This is a genomic window from Pseudomonas sp. RIT-PI-a (genome assembly GCF_001187875.1).
GTDB classification, from domain to species: domain Bacteria; phylum Pseudomonadota; class Gammaproteobacteria; order Pseudomonadales; family Pseudomonadaceae; genus Aquipseudomonas; species Aquipseudomonas coleopterorum.
The window spans coordinates 854665-875165 of the sequence record NZ_LGIR01000011.1; the positions used below are offsets into that span (position 1 = coordinate 854665).

Genomic DNA, 20501 nt, shown 5'->3' on the forward strand with positions numbered 1-20501 from the left:
ATCATGCCTGCGACATTGCCGGTTAGCGTAGGCGCAGAAGGGCAAAGCGTGTTGGCGAGCATGATCGTGCGACGGCTGGCGGTCGGCCTGGCGATGCTGCTGGCCACTTCGCTGTTGATCTTCATCGGCCTGAACCTGCTGCCCGGCGATACCGCCACCGCGATCCTCGGTCAATCCGCGACCCCTGCGGCCATCCAGGCGCTGAAGCTGCAACTGGGGCTGGATCAGCCAGCGGGCTGGCGGTATCTGCACTGGCTGGGCGGAATCCTGCAGGGCGATTTCGGCATCAGCCTGACTTCACGGGAAAACATTTCCGTCGCGCTCTCGGAACGGCTGCAGAACACCTTGTTCCTGGCCGGCAGCACGGCGCTGGTGGCGGTGCCCCTGGCGCTGCTCATGGGTCTGGTTTCGGTCCGCTTTCACGGTGGCTGGATCGACGGACTGCTGAACCTGTTCAGTCGTATGACCGTGGCCTTGCCGGAGTTTTTCTCGGGTTATCTGCTGATCTTCGTCTTCTCCATGACCCTTGCCTGGCTGCCCAGCAACAGCAGCGTGCAACTGGGCATGCCGTTGTCGCAGCGGTTGCTGGCGATCGCGCTTCCCGGTGCCACGCTGGTGCTGGCCGTGCTCGGCCACATGAGCAACATGACCCGCGCAGCATTGCTCAGCGCCCAGCGCAGCAGCTATGTCGACACCGCCGTGCTCAAGGGTCTCTCGCCGATGCGGGTGTTGTGGCGCCATGTGCTGCCCAACGCCTGGGGACCGATCATCAATGTCATCGTGCTGAACCTGGCCTATTTGATGGTGGGTGTGGTGATCGTGGAGAACGTTTTCGTGTATCCCGGCCTGGGCCAATACCTGGTCGACAGCATCGCCAAGCGCGACGTACCCGTCGTACAGGGCTGTGCATTGGTCCTGGCGGCCATCTACATCCTGCTCAATCTGTTCGCCGATGTGATTGCGCTGTTGACCAATCCCCGCCTACGCCACGGAAACTAGTCCATGCCCGCTCCAAGAATCGTTCACCTGCCCGGCATCGTTGGCTTGAGCCTGTTCGTTGTCGTCGCCCTCCTCGCGCCCTGGCTGGCACCTCACTCCCCCGATCAGGTGATCGGCTCCGCATGGGACCTGCCGTCGGCGCTGGCACCGCTGGGCACCGACAACCTGGGTCGCGACCTGCTGTCACGGTTGATCTGGGGTACGCGCACGTCATTGTCGGTGACCGCCGCCGCGGCGGTGGTGGCCTTCGTGTGTGGAACGACGCTGGGTTTCATCGCTGGGGCTGCAGGGGGGTGGATCGACCAACTGATCTCGCGGGTCAACGATGTGCTCATGGCCATACCCACGTTGATTCTGGCGTTGGTCATTCTGGCAACGCTGCCCAAGACCCTGGGTGTGATCATTCTCGTGCTCGGGGTGCTGGAGGCCACCCGTATTCTGCGCGTGGCCCGCGCCGTGGCCGTAGACATCGCCGCCATGGAGTTCATCGATGTGGCGCGCATGCGCGGTGAGCGCCTGGGCTGGATTCTGTTGCGGGAGATCCTGCCCAATGCGTTGCCGATCCTGATTGCCGAGTTCGCCCTGCGTTTCGTGTTCATTCTGCTGTTTCTTTCCGCGCTGTCGTTCCTGGGTCTCGGTATCCAGCCACCCACCGCTGACTGGGGTGGCCTGGCCCGGGACAACAAGGACGGTGTCCTGTTCGGGGTCTGGGCAGCGCTGGTGCCCGGCGCGGCGATCGCCGCGTTGGCGCTGTGCATCAATAGCCTGGCCGACTGGCTGTTGAGGACCAACACCCGCCAATGGGGAGCGCGCAACCATGGTTGATTTCACACCGGTTGCAACGGCGCCGCTGTTGCGTGTCGAGCAGCTGCGGATCGCTGCCAAGGGCGAGCCTGAACGGCTGTTGGTCGACGACGTCTCCTTCAGCCTCGAGGCAGGCGAAGTACTAGGCTTGATTGGCGAATCGGGGGCGGGCAAGTCGACCATCGGGCAGGCACTGCTCGGTCATCTGCGCGAAGGCATGGCAGTTGCCGGCGGACGTATCTTGTTCGAAGGGCGCGACCTTCTGCACCTGTCGGAACCCGAGTTGCGCCGGATTCGCGGCAAACGCATTGCCTACGTCGCTCAATCCGCCGGATCGGCGTTCAATCCAGCCCTTACCATCGGAGCCCAGGTGATCGAGGCCGCGCAACTGCACGGGCTGATGGACGCACAAACCGCCAAGGCGCGGGCGCTGGAGCTGTTCGCCCAGTTCTCGCTGCCGCAGCCTGAGGCGTTCTTTTCACGCTACCCGCATCAGGTCTCGGGCGGGCAACTGCAGCGGGCGATGATCGCCATGGCCCTGTGCAGTTCGCCGCAACTGATTGTTTTCGACGAACCGACCACGGCACTGGACGTCGTCACCCAACTGGGGATTCTGCAAGCGATCGCTCAGGTGATTCGCCAGGCAGGTGTTGCGGCTATCTATATCAGCCATGATCTGGCGGTGGTCGCACAACTGGCTGACCAGATCATGGTGCTGCGTCATGGGCGATGCGTGGAGCATGGCACCACCGAGCAAATCCTCCAGCGTCCGGCGCAGGGCTACACCCAGGATCTGCTCAATGCCGGGCGCGCGGGTCGCACCTTGGGTAGCACAGATGCCGCAGCAGCTGAGTTGCTGGTCATCCGCTCGCTGACCGCAAGCTACCGGCAGCGACCGGTGCTCAACGACCTCTCATTGAGCCTGTGCCAAGGCCGCACGCTGGCGCTGATCGGTGAATCCGGATCAGGCAAGTCCACCTTGGGCAGAGCCATCTGTGGCCTGCTCGGCGACGTGGGCGGGTCGATGACGCTCAACGGCCAGCCGTTGCACCCAAGCCTGAGTCGGCGGACCCGTGAGCATCTGCAACAGATTCAGATGGTCCATCAGATTCCGGACAACGCACTCAACCCCAGACTCTGCATCGGCGATCAACTGGAGCGCGCCGTGCAGACATTCACCAGGCTGAGCCGACCGCTACGGCAACGGCGCGTGGCCGAACTGCTTGAACAGGTCGGCCTACCTGCGGACACTGCGAAGCGACTTCCGCACACCCTTTCCGGTGGGCAGAAACAACGCGTCTGCATCGCCCGTGCCTTGGCTGCAGAACCCGCCCTGATCATCTGCGATGAACCGACCTCGGCCCTCGACCCACTGGTTGCCCTGGACGTGTTGGCATTGCTGCGACGGCTGCAAAGTGAAACGGGCGTGTCCTATCTGTTCATCACCCATGACCTGCACGTCGCCAGGGAAATTGCCCACGAGGTCGCCGTGCTGCACGACGGACGCATTGTTCGGCACGGCCGTATGGCCGAGGCGCTCAGCGCACCGCTCGACGACTACACACGGCGCCTGGTCGAAGCCGTGCCGCAGATGCGGCAGGACTGGCTGATGCAAATGGCCGGGTGACTGTTTAATGCCGTTCATAGCCCCTGCACGCGCCGCTCGGGCCGGAACATCAGGCAAAACCCTACAAGCACCACCGCTGCGAACCCGGCCGGAAACAGCCAGATACTCCGCCAGTCATGCAGCGTTCCCGATGCGTAGTGGTCGGTCACCTTCCCCGCCACCCAGAACCCGATCAGCATGCCCAGCCCATAGGTGGCCAGCGTGATCAGCCCCTGTGCCGAGCTGCGAAAGCGCTCGGGGGTTTTGGCATCGGTGTAGATCTGCCCACAGACGAAGAAAAAGTCGTAGCAGACGCCATGCAGCGCGATGCCGATCAGCAGCAGCGCGACCGCCTCACCGCCACTGCCGTAAGCAAACAACACGTAGCGCAGCACCCAGGCGAGCATGCCCACCAGCAGCGCGATCTTGATCCCGAAACGGGCAATGAACAACGGCAGCAGTAGCATGAACAGCACTTCGGACACCTGCCCGATCGCCATTTTTGCCGTGGGATTGGCGAAACCGATCTCGGCCAGGAACGGGTTGGCGTTCTGGTAATAGAACGCCAACGGTATGCAGATCAGGATCGAGGCCAGGAAGAAGATCAGATAGCTGCGATCCTTCAGCAACCCGAGTGCATCCAGGCCCAACACCTGGCGCAGTCCCCGGCGCTCGCCGCTGGTTTGCAGGGGCACGGTGGCGGGCAACGTGAAGCTGTAGAAACCGAGCAGCAGAGAGGCGATGGCCGACATCAGGAAGGTATTGCGCAGTGCTCCGCCCGCAATGCCTGGCGCCGAATCCCACGCGAACACCATGCTGATGACCAGACCGGCCACGATCCAGCCGATCGTGCCCCATACTCGGATACGGGAAAATTCCCGCGCCGGATCCTGCATCTGCCGGAAGGCGACCGAGTTCACCAGGGCCAGGGTGGGCATGTAGGCAATCATGTAGGCCAGGACATAGGGATAGAACGTGGCGAAATCCGCTGCTCGATACAGCTGATACAACAGCACAGCGCCCAGCAGATGAAGCACGGCCAGGATGCGCTCGGCGTTGAACCAGCGGTCGGCGATCAGGCCGATGACGAACGGCGCAATGATCGCTCCCCACGATTGTGTGGAGAACGCCAGGCCAATCTGGCCGCCGCTTGCCCCCAGTCCCGTCGCCAGGAAAGTACCCAGGGTGACGAACCAGCCGCCCCAGATGAAGAACTGCAGGAACATCATCACGCTCAATCGCGCGTTCATGGTTTTCATTGCACTCACCGTTTTATTGTTATGGCAGGTGTCGGTCGAAGGCTCGCAGATTTCAGTCTTCAGGCAGGCCCAGTAATCGCCGGTTGGAATGAACATCGGCAGACACCCCGGCGAAATCGTCGAAGGCCCGTTGGGTGCGTGTGATCATGTGGCGCTCGATGAACGCGGCCCCCTCACCTGCGCCTTGCGCCGAATCCTTCAGGCAGCATTCCCACTCCAGCACGGCCCAGCCATCGAATCCGTATTGGGTCAACTTGCTGAAGATCGATTTGAAATCCACCTGACCGTCGCCCAGGGAGCGGAAGCGTCCAGGCCGATCGACCCAATCCTGATAACCTCCGTAGACACCCGCGCGCGCATCGGGACGAAACTCGGCATCCTTGACATGGAACATGCGGATGCGCGCGTGATAGCAGTCGATGAAGCCCAGATAGTCCATCTGCTGCAGCAGCAGGTGGCTGGGGTCGTAGAGAATTGCGGCCCGCCGATGGTGGTCGACCGCCTGCAGAAAACGCTCGAACGAAGCACCATCGTGCAGATCTTCGCCGGGGTGGATCTCGTAGCACAGGTCAACGCCAGCGTCTTCGAAGCAATCGAGGATGGGCAGCCAGCGCCTGGCGAGTTCGGCGAACCCTTGTTCGACCAGACCCTTTGGCCGCTGCGGCCACGGGTAGACATAGGGCCACAGCAGCGCACCGGAAAAGGTCGCGTGGGCTTTCAGACCCAGCCGCTGGCTGGCACGGGCAGCAAGCTTGAGCTGGTCGCTGGCCCATTGCGTACGGGCCTCGGGCCGACCGCGCACGTGGACCGGCGCAAACTCGTCGAACACCGCATCGAAAGCCGGATGCACCGCCACCAGTTGACCTTGCAGATGGGTGGACAGCTCGCTGATCTGGACGCCGGCGTTTGCGCAAATGGCGTTGAGTTCGTCGCAGTACGTCTGACTGTGCGCGGCTCGTTCCAGATCGATGTAGCGAGTGCCCAGCGTGGGCAATTGAATGGCCTTGTACCCCTGGGATGCGGCCCAGCTGGCGATGTTGGCCAGGCTGTCGAAAGGCGCTTGGTCCGACATGAACTGGGCCAGAAATATGCCCGGTCCACGCAGTCCGTGTTCGGTTGCAACGTTCATCATGAAAGGCTCCGTGAGTGCAGAGGACAGACCATCTCGGTCCACTTGGCATCGCTGCGATGACTGGCGATGGCGGTTTCGATGAAGGCCATTCCACGCAGACCCACCTCCATGCCCGGCACGCCCGGCGCCTGGTTGCCGCCGCCACCAGCCTGGATGGTATTGGCGAAATCCACGTAGAGATTGGCCATCGCCTCCAGGTAACCCTCGGGATGACCGGCCGGCAGACGCATCCGTCGTGTTGCCGCAGCGCTGAGCCACGGCTGTCCGAGGCCCGAGCGCAGCACACGCATGGGCTGATCCAGCGAGCGATGGATCAGGCTGGACGGCTCTTCCTGACGCCATTCCAGTCCGCCTTGCTCGCCGTAGATGCGGATTTTCAGCGGGTTTTCCTCGCCGGCGCAGACCTGGCTGGCGATGAGCACGCCGCTCGCACCGCCGTTCATCTTGAACAGCATGCTGGCATCGTCGTCCAGCCGGCGGCCCTCGATATGGGAGCCGAGCATGGCATTCAGGGATTGCACCTGCTGATCGGCGATGAACTCGGCAAGACTGAACGCATGGGTGCCGATGTCACCGATGCAGCCGCCGATACCGGACTGTTCCGGGTTGTCACGCCAGTCGGCCTGTTTGTTGCCATCGCGGGCGATGTCTTGGCTCAGCCAGCCCTGGGGGTATTCGACGATGACTTTGCGCACCTTGCCGATCCCGCCGTTGCGCACCAACTCACGGGCTTCCCAGACCATGGGGTAACCCAGGTAAACGTGGGCCAGACCGTACAGGCGATCGCTGCCGAGCAGCACGCGATCGAGCGCCTGCAACTCGGCCAGGTTCAACGCGGCGGGCTTCTCGCTGAATACGTGAAAGCCTGCCTGAATGGCCCGCCGAGCGACCGGGGCATGAAGATGATTCGGCGTGACGTTGACCAGCAGTTGCATGCGCTGGTCACTGGGCAGCCGTGATTCGGCTTCGATCATCTGTTGCCAGTCCGCGTAGGTACGCGCCGGCTGAAGCCCCAAGGCATTGCCCGTCCGCTGGTTATTCGAAGGATCGCGACTGAAGGCGCCGCACACCAGTTCGAAACGCCCGTCCAGCGCGGCGGCCTGACGGTGTGCCTTGGCGATGAAAGAACCCTCTCCACCGCCGACGAACCCCATTCTTGTCTTGTGCATGAAACCCAGCCTCAAAGCAGTTACCTGTCTGACGTACGATACGCAACCAGCCGATGTAACCGGTTACATCCTTACATCGAATCTAGGCGCCAAACTGTGCTCTGTCAAACGGACAGCCGCTGAAAATCGGTCCCGGACCCTACCGCGAACTGCGGTAAGCTTCGCCTAGGTATTCCCGAGAAACGAGGTGGACTTGTCGAACATTCGTGAAGTGGCGCGTCTGGCCGGGGTTTCGGTGGCGACGGTATCGCGCACCTTGAAGTCCCCGGAGCGAGTGCTGCCCGAGACCCGTGACCGGGTCAACGTCGCCGTGGAACAGGCCGGCTACAGACCCAACCTGATGGCCGTGCAGTTTCGCTCGCGGCGCACGTTCAACCTGGTCGTTCTGGTGCCGAACATTGCCAACGGTTTTTTTGCCCGCGTCATCAGCGGCGCCCAGAAAGCCGCCCAGGCCGCCGGCTATCGCGTGCTGCTGTGCGACACCCTGGGGTGCGAAGCCACCGAGCGCGAATTTGCCGAGCTGGTACACGCCCATCAAGCCGACGGGGTTCTGCAGTTGCGCGCCTACGACCCGTTCGCTTCAACCAGCGGGCTCTCGGACGTGCCGCCCATCGTCAACGCCTGCGAGGTGCTGAAAAGCGGTCGTCATCCAACCGTCAGCCTGGATAACCGAGCGGCTGCCAAAGCCGTCACCCAGCACCTGCTCGACCTGGGCCACCGACGCATCGGCTTGATCAACGGACCGGCCGACAGCCCGCTGACTCACGACCGCCGCGCGGGCTACGAAGCGGCGCTGCGCGAAGCCGACATCGCACCCCACCCGGCAATGATCTGCCCAGGCGATTTCAGTCTGAAAGCCGGCTATGACGGTGCGCTGCAGTTGCTGGCTGGGCCCGAGCGCCCCACCGCACTGTTCTGCGAAAGCGATGAAATGGCCATCGGCGCCTTGAAACGGATCAGGGAAATGGGCTTGCGCGTACCTCAAGACGTTTCACTGGCCGGGTTCGACGACATCGAACTGGCCGCCTACTGCGATCCGCCGCTGACGACCATCGCCCAGCCGGCCGAACAGTTCGGCCAGCAGGCGGTAGAGATGTTGATCAGCCTGATCGAGAAACGCCCGCTGGCGGCACGGCACGTGACCTTGCCCTATCAGCTGACGATCCGGCAGAGCACCGCTCGGGTAGCGGGCTGATGATGCCCGTTATTGATTCGAGGCCGACGCGGACTTTTTCTGCCGTCGACACCGCTCCGAGCAATAACGAACTTCATCCCAGCATCTTTCCCATTTCTTGCGCCAAGTGAAGGGCAGACCACATGTGGCGCAGTGCTTTACCGGTAGTTCACTCTTTTTCAAACACTGTCTCCATCGACCAGCACCGAAATCATCCCGATCCGAAAATCATCAGAGGCTGTATAGAACCACAGTACCTCGCTAGAATGCGCCATCCGCCCATCACCTGGACAAACGTATGGACCTGCATCTTAGCCAAACGAGCGCGGCCGTCGCCATGGTCAACCGGCTCCAGTCCGAGTTGATGGAGCTGGGCGAAGTGCTGCGGGCCTTCAGGGATCAAGCCCATGTCGATGTCATGTTCGGCCTGGATTTCCGGCCCGAGGATGCGGTGCGCAATGAACCGATTGAAGTTCGTACGCTCTACGGCGATGAGGCAGTACACGCGGCGTTCGAAGCACTCACCAGTATCTGGGTCAAAGTTGGCCAGCACCCACGGGAAACGCTGCGTGTACCCGGTGTGATCGCCCTGCCCCGCGCGGCCATCGACAAGATCCTGCAGACGAACGTCACTCGTAGCGAGCTGGGCAAGTTGATCGGGGCCATCGAAAAGACCAACGACCGCCGCAATGTCTGGGGCCGCTTCAAGGGCCGCGGGAACGGCATCGTTCCCAAACAGGCTTTGCGCTTGACCCATGTGCTTACCGATCCCCAGGTCATCAACTTCTATTGGGATGACACCGGCTCTTCCGGCGCACGCAAGATGGCCGGCGACTTGATCGAAGAATGGAAAGAGTTGCTCGATCAATACCGCGACAAACAAGCGACCGTGCATCACTCCTCGGAAGCTGCGGCCGAGAACGCCCTGCTCTACGGCATCGACATGCTGGCCAAGCTCGACCCGAGCGAACAGGTCGCGATTCGTCGATTGGTGCAGCCTCATATTCGCGCGCGGGTTCGCAATGCAGACGCGAAAGTGAAGCCGATCATTGCACCGGTCCCCTTCGTCTACGAACTAGGCCAGCCAGCGCCGAAGGTCAAACCGCTTCAAAGTTACGAGCCGAAGATCCTGGTGAAGAAAAACACCCGCCTGGCATTGCTGGAAGATGATCCATATGTGGAAGCGATGAACCTGTTCCGCTACAAGCAAGAGCATCGTGTGTATGGACCGATGCCCAAGAAGTCGGAAGAGCATTGAGAAAGGTTTGGACTGGGAACAGAACTCAAGTGCGCTTTCTGTTGTTAACCAGGCTGTGAACGCGGTTTATGGGTCATCTAAAACGGCTTCAATGTCATGATGTTATTGTTATTGGATTAAGGTAATCATTGCAGCGCGGGATCTCAGTCAAGCGCGATGGCGGCCCCTTCTATGCTCACGGAACGCGAAGAGTAGATTGAAGACGCTGGGGCTGCCTGCCATGATGTTATTACTGCTCACCGATTGACGTGCCATGTGCTGCGCTCGATTCTTAATGGCTAAACTAGCCTGCCCTGCCATCAGGCCCCTCAACTCATGTCCATCGTCCCGCCCGACACTGCCGAACAGACAGCACTCACCCTTGAGGTGGTGCTGCGCTACCACTTGGCGTGGAAGCGTCGTGATCTTGAGGCGATTCTTGCGATCTACCATCCTCAGGTGCAGTACAACGATTTCTTTCAGAATCGAAGCATGGGCCTGGCCGAGTTGCGTGCCTACGTCTCCAGCACCCTGCCGCGTCATCCCGATGAGTATCTCGAGCACAACGACCGCATCCGAGCGGACGGCTGCACCGCGTTCATTCAGTACCAGACGGCCTTGAAAGGCAGTGGCGAGCGTGTGGTGTTTCGCACCAGCGAAGCGATCACGGTCTGTGATGGCCTGATCCTGCGGATAAATGAATACGCATCGCTGGTCCGCGACGGCGAACCGCAGGCCGGGCGTCAGGCCCCTGCCATCAGCAAGCTGGGGCTCTCGACACGCCAATTGGGGTTCATGGCACGGGACCTGGTCGACTATTTCGCCCGACAGCAGCCCTTTCTGGACCCCGACCTGGACCTTGCGCGAATCGCCAGCGCTACCGGCTACAGCCGCAACCAGTTGTCCTACCTCCTCAATCAAGTACTGGGGCAGAGCTTCTACCGCTACGTCACCCAGGCACGCCTGGCGTACCTGCTTGAACACCTGGCCCGTCATGGTGAAGACGCGCCCATCGACGCCTTGGCGGAGCGTGCCGGGTTCAATTCCACTTCGGCGTTCTACAAGGCTTTCCGCAGCCATACCGGCTGTACGCCCAAGGCCTGGCTCAAAACCCATTGCGTGCGTGCCCGCAGATAACATCTCCCCTGCCCCAGCGCATTAATCTGCATCGGCAATCAACCGACGGAGCATGTGATGGCGGGCTGGGCTGGCGTGAGCTTGTGGATGGAACAGCTGGGTGAGGCACTGACGCCGCGCCCGGCGTTGCGTGAGGATCTGGACGCAGACGTCGTGATCATCGGCGCCGGCTACAGCGGCCTCTGGACGGCCTACTACCTCAAACAACAGGCACCCCACCTGAACGTCGTTATCGTGGAAGCTCAGATTGCCGGCTTTGGCGCCTCTGGACGCAATGGCGGCTGGTTGATGGGCAATCTGCTGGGCGAAGACCGGTTGCTTGGGCCGCTGTCGGCGGCGCAGCGCCAAGCCGGCTATGACCTGCTGCATGGGATTCCCGATGAAGTGGCGAGGGTATGCCAAGCTGAAAGCATCGATTGCGATCTGCGCAAAGGCGGCGTGCTGTACTGCGCGGCGCGGTATCCAGAGCAGGAACGGCGTCTGCGCGAACAGCTCGATGCCGCTCGTGCTCAAGGCTTGAGTGAAGAGGACTACCGCTGGTTGAGTCCACAAGCCTTGCGCGAGCAACTGAACGTGGCCCAGGCCTACGGCGCCCTGTATTCACCGCACTGCGCGACCATCCAACCCGCACGGCTGGTCAGGGGGCTCGCCGAGGCCGTGGAACGTCTGGGTGTACGCATCTTCGAGCAAAGCACAGTGCTCGACTGGAAGCCGGGCCAGGTTCGAACCGAACTCGGTCGGGTGAAGGCCGCTTGGGTCGTCCCAGCAGTCGAAGGTTATGCCAGCGCCCTGCCCCCGCTGAACAAATACCAGGTGGCTGCACAAAGCCTGATCGTCGCGACCGAACCCTTGCCGGCCGATGTCTGGGCCGAAATCGGTCTTAACCGGGGTCAGGCTTTCAGCGAAAACAGCCGCCAGGTCACCTACGGTCAGCGCAGCCGAGACGACCGCCTGGTGTTTGGCGCCCGCGGAGGCTACCGCTTCGGGGGCCGCCTGCGCAGTGATTTCAACCTCACCCAGACGGAACGGGAGTTGCGTCGGCATCTGTTTGGTGAACTGTTTCCAATGCTGCGGAACGTGCGGCTGACACATGCCTGGGGCGGCAACCTGGGCGTCGCCCGGCGTTTTCACCCGCACATGCTCGCCGATCGCAGCCAGCAGGTCGCACTGGCGGGAGGCTATGGCGGCGAAGGCGTAGGTGCCAGCAACCTGGGTGGCCGCACGGTCGCGGCGTTGATCCTGGGTCGGGACAACGAACTGACTCGTCAGCCCTGGGTACTGGGTGATCGGCCCCTGACCGCCCTGCCTCGCTGGGAGCCTGAGCCGCTGCGCTGGCTGGGTTACAACGCCATTATCCAGAGCTTCGTTCACGAGGATCAGGTACTGGCCAATCTCCATGCACCTAGGTGGCGGCGCCAGATGGCTGAAGGCCTGGCCGGTTGCATGGAACGTCTGATGAAGTCCAAGGAGCCGTTTGCATGAAGATCGATCACTTTCGCGACACTGCCCGCTTGCCCTTGGGCGAGCCGGGTGCTGTGGCCGTACCACTGGGCGAGCCACGTTCACAGGTTGCCACGACGAACGTGGAGCGTGATGACGGAGTCGAGGCCGGCGTCTGGGAGTGCACGCCCGGCCGCTGGCGGCGCCAGATCGTGCAGCAGGAGTTCTGCCATTTCATCCAGGGGCGCTGCACCTTCACTCCCGATGGCGGTGAGCCCCTTCATATCCAGGCCGGCGACGCGTTGATGTTCCCCGCGAACACGACGGGCATCTGGGACGTACAAGAAACCGTCCGCAAAAGCTATGTGCTGATTTTCTGAACTGCCTTCATCCATAACGCCTAGAACAAAGGTTGAGGTCTTGTATGTTGAAGTCGATCGTTCCATTAGTGTTGATCGCGTCTACCGCTCAGGCAGCCGATACCGTCAGGATCTATAACTGGAGCAGTTACATCGCCCCGGACACCCTGCAGAACTTCACCGCCCAGACCGGACACCCGACGCAGTATGACCTGTACGACAGCAACGAGGTGCTCGACGCCAAGTTGATGGCCGGGCATTCCGGCTACGATGTGGTATTTCCTTCCAACCACTTCATGGCCCGGCAGATCACCGCCGGCGCGCTGAAACCCTTGGACCGAAGCAAGCTCCCTAACTGGCAAAACCTCAACCCGACCCTGATGAAGGTGCTCGAGGCCAACGACCCTGGCAACCGCTACGGTTTTCCCTACCTGTGGGGCAGCACCGGCATCGGCTACAACGTGGCCAAAGTCAAGGCGGTTCTGGGCGACGTGCAGATCGATTCGTGGGATATCGTGTTCAAGCCCGAGAACATGAAGAAACTCGCCCAATGCGGCGTGGCCATGCTCGACAATGGTCCCGAGATCCTGCCTATTGCCCTGAACTACCTTGGCCTGCCGCATCACAGCAAAAACAAGGCCGACTACGAGAAAGCACAGGCCTTACTGCTCAACGTGCGTCCGTATGTGAGTTACTTCCATAACTCCAAATACACCAGCGATCTTGCGACCGGCGACGTGTGCCTGGTGGTCGGCTTCTCTGGCGACGTGATGCAAGCCGCCGCCCGAGCCAGCGAAGCCGGGAATGGCCAGCAGATTGCCTACGCCATTCCCAAGGAAGGCTCACCGATGTGGTTCGACATGGTCGCCATGCCCGCCGATGCGCCTGACGAGGCCGCCGGCTATGCGTTTCTGAACTACCTGCTCGAACCCAAAGTGATGGCCGGTATCAGCAACCACGTGCACTACGCCAATGGCAATACCGCTGCCGAGGCCCTGACTGACAAGGCTATCCTCGACGATCCGATGGTGTACCCACCTGAGAGCGTGATGAAGAAGCTCTTCGTGTTGGAGGCAATGCCTCTGGAAAACGACCGTCTGCGCACACGGGTGTGGAGCCGGGTCAAGAACGGACAGTGAAGTCATCCGCCGATGAGACTGGAATCATTGGCGGTGTTTCTCGGCGCAGGCGGCGTTCGGATATGATGATTTGCAGCGATGACGGGAACACTTTACCGGCTTCGGTTTCTCGCAACCCGATTCAGGTCGTCGGCAACAGGCACCAGAACCAGCAACATCAGCGTCAACGCCAGCGGAATCGTTGCAACATAGCCAATGGTCTTGAACCCCAGTGCCCCGATCAGCCCCCCCAGAAAGAAAAAACCCAGGAGCGAAGTCAAAGTCATCAGGCGCGGCAGGTTTGCCGATACCTTCAACGGATTGATTGGACTGGGGCCGTTCCAATACAGCAACTTCCCTATCTCGATACCGATATCGGTCACGATGCCCGTGATATGAGTCGTGCGTATCTCCGCTCCAGAGAGTTTGGTGATGAGCGCGTTTTGCAGCCCCATGATGAAACACAGCAGCATCACCGTCAGGGAAACGAACAAGCCGTCGACCCCCGAGAGTCGAGCACCCAGCAGGCCAAAGCACAGCAGCAATACGGCCTCCACCAGAAGTGGCAACGCGTATTCGCTGTGCAGGTCGTGACGACGAGCGTAGTTCACCATGATGGCTGAACAGGCCGCCCCAACGAGAAACGAAAACAATGCTCCGATGCCTGCAAGGGCGACTTCGTAAGCACCCAGAGCGAGATGATCGGCCATCGCCGACACGATACCGGTCATATGCGACGTGTATTGCTGCACGGCCAGAAATCCACCTGCGTTGATGGCTCCGGCAACGAACGCCAGGATACATCCCAATTGCGTGTTGCCAGCCTTGCTGCGGTCTCTGCCGGTCAGCTTTCTTGAATAGTGAATCGGCATGCTGTCCACTCTCGATGTGATGAGCCGTTCAATACGCCAAAGTCCTGTAACATGCCCTTCTTTTTTCAAGTGGCAGCCTTCTGGTGTCCGTAACTCCTCTCACCGCACGCGAAACCTGCCAGTTGCTTCGAGACATCGCCTTGGGGACTCGCACGTTATACCGTCTGGGCGACGCGTGCTGGGCCAACACCCTCGACTCAACGCTGACGGTCGGTGCCGATGGGTGGCTCATCACCTTCCATCAGCACGACGACGGTCGCTTCCACTGCGAGCGTTGCCTGAGTCCTGAAGGCCGACTGTATGCCTTGGACTCGGCCCAGCGGTACGGCACCGATCCTATCGAACTCTTGAGCACCTGGGAGCATGCTCGGCTGGCGCAATTGCTGGCTGAAGTCTGAGCCGAGCCTTCGACAGCCGGTCTTCAGACCACATAGCCGCAGCCGATACCCTTTCATCAAGCTACCCTGCCCCGCTGGTAACACCCCACCATGCCTCCGAATGCCGACCACGTAGATTTTCTGTCCCTCCTCAATGCCATTCAGGAGTTCATCGTCGTCAAGGACGGCGCCGGACGATGGCTGTTCTGCAACAAGACGGCCCTTGCCGCCTACGAAATGAGCAGCTTCGACTACGTCGGTATCACCGATGCCGAACTGCTCACCTTGCAGCCGAAGTTTGCCGAGGGTTTCGCGCGCAACGTCGAGACAGACGAGTTGGCCTGGCGCAACCGCCGCGCAACGATCGTCGAAAAATCCTTCATGGGTCAGGATGACCGCATCAATACCTGGGAGGTCATCAAGACGCCCTCCTTCAATGCCGACGGTACGCGCTACCGGCTGCTGATCGTCAGCCGCAACATCACCGAACGCAAGCTTGCCGAGAAGGCCCTGCAAGCCAGCGAGGAACGCTTCAAGAACCTCGCCCACCTGGATGCCTTGACCGGTATATCCAACCGCAGGGGGATTCTCGACCTGATCGCCCATGCATTGGCTCAACCTACGACGCCTGCCAGCACCCCACTGCCTTCGGCACTCATCTACATGGACCTGGATCGCTTCAAGCTGATCAACGACCAGCGGGGTCACGAGCTCGGCGACGAGTTGCTGATCGCTTCCGCCCGCCGCCCCCGCCTCTGCCTGCGCGAAGGCGATCTGTTCGGGCGCATTGGTGGCGACGAGTTCGTTGCGTTTCTACCGCACACCGATCAGGAACAGGCGCTTCAGGTTGCCAGCCGCCTGTGCGAATCCCTGAGCCATCGGTGGAACGTGAAGGGCCAGGAAATCCACACCACCTCCTCGATAGGCATCGCGTTCTTCCCGGAAGCGGGCGAGGACGTGCACACGCTGCTGCGCCATGCGGATGAGGCGCTGTACCAGGCCAAGCGCGCGGGCAGATCGCAGATCAAGGTGTATTCGGCGCAGTGATCGACCCACTTGGGCGCCAGGCTCACCTGGACACTCGCTCCGCCCTGTCCAGAAGCCACGTCAGCAACAATCCGGGGATCAGGAACCCCAGTGAGACCAGGGCTCCGTGGAAGATGTGCGTCAACGGCTCCTGCAAGGTAGCCACGAGTTTCATCGGCGAAGCCACTGGGGAAAGCTGCAGGAACAGGACGACCAGCACCGTACAGGGCCAGACCAGGCTGACTCCGCGGCGCGCGCTGATCCGCCAGGCATAGACAGCCAGCACCGCCGAGAAAACGCCTTCGAGGACCCAGGCGAGCGTTCCCAGTTTGCCCCACAGCCCATACCCGTAGTGCTCGACCGAGTGTGGGTAAAGTGCCAGGTCGCTATTGTGCATCGGCCAGTCGGCGATGAAGTGTGAGAAGGCCGCCAAGGCCGCCACCGCCGCGACTGCACGGTGCTTGCTGAACAGCAGCCCCCAGATCACGGACCAGAACAGCGCAGCGAGCAGGGAATGGTCCCAATCGATAAAGGTCAGATCGAAAAACAGGTAGGGCCCACTGGCCAGATTGGGGGTTACTGTATTGAAACCCAGCAGAATGAAGATCCCGTCCAACAGATCCAGGAAGCCGACGCCCATCATGATGGGCAACGCGGGAACCTTGGGGTAACGGGCCTTGATTGCCAGGCCAATTGCGAAGTGACCAACGTACATGCTGTGTTCCTGCTTCCAGTAGGCCTGTCGTCTACAGGCTAGAGGCTTTTGATAGTATCCAAGGCTCGAAAACAAGATTGTCGGGTATTGGCAATGTCGGGACCATTTACCGCAGTGCCCTCCTCACTCTGGTCGCTACCGCCCGAAGTCGATGCGCGTCTGCTCCAAGGCGCGCGCGTCAAAAGGCTGGTGAAGTCCGAGGCAGTGTTTCCCCAGGGTTCGGAACCCCTCGGCATGTTCCGGGTGATCAGGGGCACGTTGCGAGTCAACAGCCAGAGCGCCAGCGGACGTCCGCTTTTTCTTACTTCCCTGGGTATGGGTGATTGGTTCGGGGAAGTCCCGCTTCTGGATGGTTTGCCGAGAACCTATGATGTTCGCGCCAGCTCTTCAGTTGAGGTGGCCGTGCTTCCTGCAAGCGAGTTCTGGCAGATCATAGAGGAGCGACCGGATGTGCTGTTGGCTATCACACGTCTGGTCTGCAGCAGATACCGAATGGCGCTGGATTGGGCCGCAAGTGCAATCCTCACGCCCCTGCCCGTCAGGCTGGCCACGCGTCTTGCGGCCATGATTCATCGCTCGGGTAGCCAACAGGCGCCCATCCTCAAGATCAGTCAGGAAAGTCTCGCCCAGCAGCTGGGCGTTTCTCGCCAGAGCGTCAATCGGCAGTTGAAACTCTGGGAAAGCGAAGGGCTGTTGACACTCCAGTACCGTGCGATCGTCATTGTCGACCTGCAAAAGCTCGAAAACGCCACCCGAGAACACTAGGCTGCCCTCGCAAAAGTAGAGGGATGGTCGCGGATAACCGTAGTGTCATGATGTTATCAATGGTCCTGTGCCACCGCGCGCCGTAAGCGCACGCGGTGGCAACGACCTACCGCGAAATCATCCCGGCCGCCTGTTCGGTCGCTTCGGTCGTCCGCGTCGCCAGCTTGCGCACCTCGTCCGCGACCACGGCGAACCCGCGCCCGGCTTCGCCCGCGCGCGCTGCTTCGATGGCTGCGTTCAGCGCCAGCAGGTTGGTCTGGTTGGCGATGCTCTGGATGGTGGAGACGATCTGCGACAGCTGCGCGATGTTGTCTTCCAGGGTGCGCTGGTGCTCCACCTCCGCTTCGCGCAACGCCTGCTGCTCGTGCAGCAGATTGACGTCCACCAGCGCGCCGACCACGCGCAGGGGTGCGCCCTGCGCATCCCGACGCGTCTGGCCGCGAGCGCGGAACCAGCGATACTCGCCGGTTTTCATTTTCAGCCGGTACTCGATGTCGAATGGCGTCTTGCCCGAGCGATCGTTCAGGTGGCTGCCGAAAGCGGCCAGGCTGCGTTCCTTGTCCTCCGGGTGCAGTCTGGAGGCCCAGCTGTCGAGTACATCGGGGAACTCTTCGACGGTTTCGAAGCCCAGCAGCCTGCGGAATTGCGTCGACCACCAGAAGGGATTCTTCGGGTTGACCGGATCCCCAGCGATCACTTCCATGTCCCAGAGGCCATCGGACAGCATCTCCCGAGCCAGTTCGAACCGCGTGATGATGACTTCGTGCTCGTGGTCCCGTTGCAGCTCATCGTGAATGTCGCGCAACGAGCCGGCGACCCGCACAGGCCGGCCCTGGGCATCGCGCAGGGTCTCGCCCTGGGCGTAGAACCAACGGTAGCTGCCGTCTTTCATCGCCAGGCGATTCTTGACCTTGTATGGCGTGTGGCCTGACTTGTCGTTGAGGTGACGTGCGAAGGCATCCAGCGTCGCTTGCTTGTCCTGCGGATGCAGGCGATCTGCCCAACTGGCCAGCACGTTCGGGAAATCACGCTCGTCATTGAAACCCAGCAGGTTGCGCAACTGCTGCGACCACCAAAAGCGATTGTTGGGATTGACCGGGTCGCCGGCCACGACCTCCATGTCCCACAAGCCTTCGCTGGAGGCGCGGTTGACCAGGTCGAATCTGACCTCGTGGGCACGAGCCGCTTGTTCGGTTTCGCGCAACAGTTCGCGGGCGGTTTCGAGTTCCGCTTCGAGGGCGGCAATCCGTGTTTCGGCGTGGCTGCGGGATTGATTGACGGCCTCCAGCGCGCGATTGACCGCCGGGGCGGCGGCACACCCTCGCAGCTGAGGTTCGGTACCCTGAGTGAGGGCGGACAGCAATTGTTGCAAGGCGCGCCGATCGCGGCGCAAAGGAAACAGGACAGGCATGAATAGAGCTCTATACAGGTGGCGGGCCTGATCCATGGCACCTCGCCATCTGTATCGTCACAGAACTGGAAAACTGTATAGGTATTTAAAGGTTTTTCCGGTCAGTCCGTGAGTCATGAGATTGCTGCAAACAGAATGATTGGATACGGGCCAGTCCCCTCACTCAGCCTTGCCCAACACCGCCTGCAACAACACGTTCGCACCGGCTTCAGCCCAGTGCGGGTGGATGTGCTCTGCCTCGTTATGGCTCAGGCCATCCACGCAGGGAACGAAGATCATGGCGGTGGGCGCCACTCGGTTCAGGTAACAGGCGTCATGCCCGGCACCGGAGATGATCGAACGACTGCGATAGCCCAGCTTTTCACTGGCACTGCGGACCACAGCCACACAGTCGGCATCGAACGCGATGGGGGCATACTGGAAAATCTGCTCGACGTGCCAGTGCAGACCTATGGCCTCGGCGATGTCACGTACCGCCGTGCGCAATAGGCCATCGAGTTGCTCCAGTGCGGACTCATCGGGATGACGGAATTCAACGCTAAAATGCACCCGCCCCGGCACCACGTTGCGTGAGTTGGGATGGATCTGCGCCATGCCCACCGTGGCGCGGCCTTCGTCGCCGTGGGCGAGACCGAGGCCGTTCACCGCTTCCACGACCCGCGCAAATCCCAACAGGGCATCAAGGCGATGGTCCATTGGCGTGGTACCGGCGTGAGCGCTGCGTCCGATCAGGTCGACTTCGTACCAGCGCTGCCCCTGCGCCCCAGTTACGACGCCAATGGTGAAATCCTGTGCCTCCAGGATCGGCCCCTGCTCGATGTGCAACTCGAACGCCGCATGCACCGGCCCGGCCTGGCAGGGATGGCTACCCGCGTAGCCGATGTGCTCCAGCGCCTGCCCAAGGCTCACGCCTTGCGCGTCTGTACGCGACAAACCATAGGCCAGGTCGAAGACACCGGTATAGACCCCGGAAGCGATCATCGCCGGAGCGAAGCGCGAACCCTCTTCGTTGGTCCAGTTGACCACCTCGATGGCCCGCTGCGTCTGGACACCGTGGTCGTTGAGGGTGCGCAGCACTTCCAGGCCCGCCAGCACGCCATAGATGCCGTCGAACTTGCCGCCAGCCGGCTGGGAGTCGCCGTGCGAGCCGGTCAGCACAGGCGCCAAGCTGGGGTCAGTGCCTTCGCGGCGCGCGAAGATGTTACCCATGGTGTCGACACGAATGCTGCAGCCGACCGCTCGCGCCCACTGCACGAAAAGATCGCGGCCCAGACGATCCTCGTCGCTCAATGCCAGGCGCGAGACGCCGCCAGCGGATGTGGCGCCATGCTGGGCCATGGTCATCAGCGATTCCCATAGACGCTCGCCGTCGACTCGCAGCGCCGCGCTCATGAGCCTGCCTCCTGAGGCTTGGCGCGATAGCGAAAATCACACCGCGGCGCACCGCCCATGATGGTTTGGGTACGGGTTAATTCGATGTCGGGGTTATAGCCCACGATGAACAATTCGTCGCGATTGCATGAGAGCAGATGGCCGATCTCGCCCAGGCCCATTTCGTGGTACATCTCGGCATAGCGGCAACGCTGCACGTCATAGTCATAATGTTGGGCATCGCTGGCGATGACTTCGACTTTCAGGGCATCGTCCTTCTCCCACAGTACCTGCAGTTCGACGAAACTTTGGAGGTCGGCACCCTCAGGCTCACGTGCGGCGAAGTGTCGGCCTGCTTCGATCGCGGCGTTGCCCACGGCCTCGCCGATCACCGCAGCGGCGTGGGCCTGGCCGTGTTCGCGTTTGAGAATCTCGTAGATCGGCTTGATGATTTCGGCTTCGATGCGCCGACGGGCCAGAATGCCCAGCTCACCGTCATGACTGCTCATGCTCTCTCTCCTGCAAAGGCG

20 protein-coding genes and 2 pseudogenes are annotated in these 20501 nt (G+C 61.3%); 12 read left to right on the top strand and 10 right to left on the bottom strand.

Annotated features, from left to right (window positions below; translation table 11 throughout):
- Window positions 1-3: 3 nt before the first annotated feature.
- From AC788_RS06095 to AC788_RS06105, 3 genes are read left to right on the top strand one after another with little or no spacing between them, the layout of a single operon-like run.
- On the top strand, window positions 4-999 hold the full coding sequence (locus AC788_RS06095) for an ABC transporter permease (RefSeq protein ID WP_049859706.1): 996 nt from the start codon (window positions 4-6) through the stop codon (window positions 997-999).
- A gap of 3 nt (window positions 1000-1002) precedes the next feature.
- Window positions 1003-1824 (top strand): ABC transporter permease, encoded by an 822-nt coding sequence (locus AC788_RS06100; protein ID WP_049859707.1) that lies wholly within the window; start codon window positions 1003-1005, stop codon window positions 1822-1824.
- Window positions 1817-3430: an ABC transporter ATP-binding protein gene (locus AC788_RS06105; protein ID WP_049859708.1), complete on the top strand. Its 1614-nt coding sequence runs from the start codon at window positions 1817-1819 to the stop codon at window positions 3428-3430. Before AC788_RS06100 ends, AC788_RS06105 begins: the two co-directional genes overlap by 8 nt.
- Before the next feature lie 14 nt (window positions 3431-3444).
- On the opposite strand, the gene AC788_RS06110 is transcribed toward AC788_RS06105, so the two are convergent.
- From AC788_RS06110 to AC788_RS06120, 3 genes are read right to left on the bottom strand one after another with little or no spacing between them, the layout of a single operon-like run.
- Entirely contained in the window at window positions 3445-4668 is a 1224-nt protein-coding gene (locus tag AC788_RS06110; RefSeq protein ID WP_049859709.1) for a nucleoside permease, read from the bottom strand.
- A 52-nt stretch (window positions 4669-4720) separates the two neighbouring features.
- Entirely contained in the window at window positions 4721-5800 is a 1080-nt protein-coding gene (locus AC788_RS06115; RefSeq protein ID WP_152965709.1) for a sugar phosphate isomerase/epimerase family protein, read from the bottom strand.
- Window positions 5797-6969, bottom strand: coding sequence for a Gfo/Idh/MocA family protein (locus AC788_RS06120; protein WP_049859710.1), 1173 nt, complete (start codon window positions 6967-6969; stop codon window positions 5797-5799). Before AC788_RS06120 ends, AC788_RS06115 begins: the two co-directional genes overlap by 4 nt.
- A gap of 193 nt (window positions 6970-7162) precedes the next feature.
- Between AC788_RS06120 and AC788_RS06125 the strand changes: the two genes are divergently transcribed.
- Window positions 7163-8164, top strand: a complete 1002-nt coding sequence (locus AC788_RS06125; RefSeq protein WP_049859711.1) for a LacI family DNA-binding transcriptional regulator — start codon at window positions 7163-7165, stop codon at window positions 8162-8164.
- A gap of 9 nt (window positions 8165-8173) precedes the next feature.
- On the opposite strand, the gene AC788_RS21260 is transcribed toward AC788_RS06125, so the two are convergent.
- Window positions 8174-8326 carry a DUF2256 domain-containing protein gene (locus AC788_RS21260; RefSeq protein WP_082223581.1) on the bottom strand — a complete coding sequence of 51 codons (153 nt, stop codon included), beginning with the start codon at window positions 8324-8326 and terminating at the stop codon, window positions 8174-8176.
- 115 nt (window positions 8327-8441) lie between these two features.
- On the opposite strand from AC788_RS21260, the gene AC788_RS06130 reads away from it, so the two are divergent.
- The 5 genes from AC788_RS06130 (at window position 8442) to AC788_RS06150 (ending at window position 13455) form a co-directional block, all read left to right on the top strand.
- Entirely contained in the window at window positions 8442-9401 is a 960-nt protein-coding gene (locus AC788_RS06130; protein ID WP_049859712.1) for a DNA replication terminus site-binding protein, read from the top strand.
- A 315-nt stretch (window positions 9402-9716) separates the two neighbouring features.
- Window positions 9717-10517, top strand: coding sequence for an AraC family transcriptional regulator (locus tag AC788_RS06135; RefSeq protein WP_049859713.1), 801 nt, complete (start codon window positions 9717-9719; stop codon window positions 10515-10517).
- Between the two features lie 57 nt (window positions 10518-10574).
- Entirely contained in the window at window positions 10575-11999 is a 1425-nt protein-coding gene (locus tag AC788_RS06140) for an NAD(P)/FAD-dependent oxidoreductase (protein WP_049859714.1), read from the top strand.
- Window positions 11996-12337 carry a cupin domain-containing protein gene (locus AC788_RS06145; protein ID WP_049859715.1) on the top strand — a complete coding sequence of 114 codons (342 nt, stop codon included), beginning with the start codon at window positions 11996-11998 and terminating at the stop codon, window positions 12335-12337. Before AC788_RS06140 ends, AC788_RS06145 begins: the two co-directional genes overlap by 4 nt.
- Window positions 12338-12381: 44 nt before the next feature.
- Entirely contained in the window at window positions 12382-13455 is a 1074-nt protein-coding gene (locus AC788_RS06150; protein ID WP_049859716.1) for a polyamine ABC transporter substrate-binding protein, read from the top strand.
- A 92-nt stretch (window positions 13456-13547) separates the two neighbouring features.
- Here AC788_RS06150 and AC788_RS06155 read toward each other — a convergent pair whose 3' ends face one another.
- Window positions 13548-14375, bottom strand: a complete 828-nt coding sequence (locus AC788_RS06155) for a YoaK family protein (protein WP_330218325.1) — start codon at window positions 14373-14375, stop codon at window positions 13548-13550.
- Between the two features lie 14 nt (window positions 14376-14389).
- Between AC788_RS06155 and AC788_RS06160 the strand changes: the two genes are divergently transcribed.
- A complete protein-coding gene (locus tag AC788_RS06160; protein WP_049859718.1) occupies window positions 14390-14704 on the top strand; it encodes a DUF7693 family protein in 315 nt (104 codons plus the stop codon).
- Window positions 14705-14794: 90 nt separating this feature from the next.
- The gene (locus AC788_RS06165) at window positions 14795-15730 is read left to right on the top strand and encodes a sensor domain-containing diguanylate cyclase (protein WP_049859719.1); all 936 of its coding nucleotides are present in this window, start codon (window positions 14795-14797) and stop codon (window positions 15728-15730) included.
- A 22-nt stretch (window positions 15731-15752) separates the two neighbouring features.
- On the opposite strand, the gene AC788_RS06170 is transcribed toward AC788_RS06165, so the two are convergent.
- Window positions 15753-16424, bottom strand: coding sequence for a hypothetical protein (locus tag AC788_RS06170; RefSeq protein ID WP_049859720.1), 672 nt, complete (start codon window positions 16422-16424; stop codon window positions 15753-15755).
- A 93-nt stretch (window positions 16425-16517) separates the two neighbouring features.
- On the opposite strand from AC788_RS06170, the gene AC788_RS06175 reads away from it, so the two are divergent.
- Window positions 16518-17189: a Crp/Fnr family transcriptional regulator gene (locus AC788_RS06175; protein ID WP_049859721.1), complete on the top strand. Its 672-nt coding sequence runs from the start codon at window positions 16518-16520 to the stop codon at window positions 17187-17189.
- A gap of 112 nt (window positions 17190-17301) precedes the next feature.
- On the opposite strand, the pseudogene AC788_RS22195 reads toward AC788_RS06175, so the two are convergent.
- The 4 genes and pseudogenes from AC788_RS22195 to AC788_RS06190 all read right to left on the bottom strand — a co-directional run.
- Window positions 17302-17526, bottom strand: a pseudogene (locus AC788_RS22195) (methyl-accepting chemotaxis protein); the annotation flags it as partial.
- A gap of 63 nt (window positions 17527-17589) precedes the next feature.
- Window positions 17590-18636: pseudogene (locus AC788_RS22060) on the bottom strand (PAS domain-containing protein); the annotation flags it as partial.
- 123 nt (window positions 18637-18759) lie between these two features.
- Window positions 18760-19992, bottom strand: a complete 1233-nt coding sequence (locus AC788_RS06185; protein WP_049859723.1) for a Zn-dependent hydrolase — start codon at window positions 19990-19992, stop codon at window positions 18760-18762.
- Window positions 19989-20480, bottom strand: coding sequence for an L-2-amino-thiazoline-4-carboxylic acid hydrolase (locus AC788_RS06190; protein WP_049859724.1), 492 nt, complete (start codon window positions 20478-20480; stop codon window positions 19989-19991). The genes AC788_RS06185 and AC788_RS06190 overlap by 4 nt, the downstream gene beginning before the upstream one ends.
- Between the last annotated feature and the right edge of the window lie 21 nt (window positions 20481-20501).